General features: G+C 59.0%; 1 protein-coding gene. It reads left to right on the top strand.

Annotated elements, in window-relative coordinates; translation table 11 throughout:
• The first annotated feature begins 325 nt into the window (after positions 1–325).
• Positions 326–1,438 (top strand): hypothetical protein, encoded by a 1,113-nt coding sequence (locus tag VES88_11975; protein ID HYN82213.1) that lies wholly within the window; start codon positions 326–328, stop codon positions 1,436–1,438.
• Positions 1,439–1,708 lie beyond the last annotated feature (270 nt).

The following is a 1,708-nucleotide window of genomic DNA, read 5'->3' on the forward strand; positions in this document are numbered from 1 at the left end:
CCGCCGCTCAACCAACTGCTCGCAGCACACTCGAACTCACTGCAGCTCTGCCTCGCTGCACCGCGATCCTTGTCTGCTCACGACCTAAGGCCAGGCTTTCTTGCCTTATCACTCGCCTGCGACCTCGCATTCTTCTGCAGCACGGCATCAGGCCACATCACTGGTCCCTTCAATCCCCATAGATCCGACCGCGGTTTCGTCCAACTGCATTCCTTCCGCAGTGCTCGCCGAATCGCACAGCCGCGCTCATCTCCCTCTTGACTCTCGGCGAGACTGCGGAAAGAATCCTATTCGTTAGACGGGCTTACGAAGCGAGAGGAATCAAATGATAGCGACGTGGGAAGACATTCAGGATTTGCGCAGCAGTAGCGCGAGTATGACGCCCGAGGGCGCAGCTCTCCTGATCCAGGCGAAGCTCACCGAGATCGCGGGCGCAGGGGATCGGGATGCGCGTGCGCAGTTGTGTATCGACCAAATCTCTCAGCAGCTCGCAGGTGGAGACATCACCTCGTGCGAAGCATTTGCCCGAGCGCTCGACTGTCTCGCGCATGCTGTGGTCGGACCGTTGCCCGCGCCTCATCCAACGCCAACACCAGCGGTGACGCCGACAGTTCCGGTTGCGCCTGCGGTTCCCGAGATCACGGATTGGTCAGGCTGGGACTGGCGAGGATTCCTCGACCTTGCGTGGGCCTACCTTGTGCCGGCCTTGGATCAGTCTGATGGCCATAACGTTTTCTCCATTCTCGGAGTCACGAGCCTTGACCTCGATTTTCTCTCGAGGCAGCGGCCCCGCGGCGGATACCCGCGCCCCGATTGGACGAATACTCACGACGCCACAGCGTTTCCGCCCTGTAGCGGATGGATGACGCCAATTCCCGGGGATCCTGGCGGTGATGCCAACGCTCGAAGTGGCCATACGTCCCATTTCCTGGCAGGTGCGCTGCTAACTGGACGGTTCTCGTACATCGGCGACGCGCTGCGGAAACTTCGTGATCATTGGTCTGAAGACAGTACGACGGACATGGAGACCGAGCGCCTCGGTGCAGAATTTGGCAGTGCACTCAACCGAGGCCAGCTAACGCCGGCAAACATCGCCGAGTGGTTTCGGAAGAATCTTTGCACCGAGACGCTGACAATGTCTCTGCTGTGGACAACGAATAAGGGACCACATACAACCGGGTGGGATGTATGGGCGGTTGACGCGAAGTCCGAATACCACGACACGCACTTCGAGTTGTCGTGGCGGTGTGCGGGGATTCCGCAGAAGGAGGAGTGGGATGCAACGGTCTTCGTGCAGGGCGGAACGGGATTTCTCGCGATCAGCGATTTCCGACAGATTACAGTCAACCTCGGCGAGCATCCGACACGCGAGGATCTCATCGAGTGGGCCAAGAGCGAAAGCGGGTTAGAATTCCGCGATCCTCCTCCCTTAGAATGACACAGGCAGCTCAGGTTCCACTCCGCGCCGTCTAACGAATTAAGGATTCTTGTCGCGCGAGTCTGCGAGCCGCGACAAAATCCGGGATTGAACTGAATCCGCGGGTCAAGTTACGTTGTTTGGAGTTTTAATGCCCTTTTGCGTGAGGTGAGTGGCGAGCTTGCTACTTCTGAGCAGGAGGATTGAGCCGCTTCGAGGCGGCCAGAAGCGCGGGGCTTTCCCCATCAGCACCTGAAAGCAGATCCCCTGGCCTCACAAAAGCAGCGCCAG

Source organism: Gemmatimonadaceae bacterium (assembly GCA_035633115.1).
Taxonomy (GTDB): domain Bacteria; phylum Gemmatimonadota; class Gemmatimonadetes; order Gemmatimonadales; family Gemmatimonadaceae; genus UBA4720.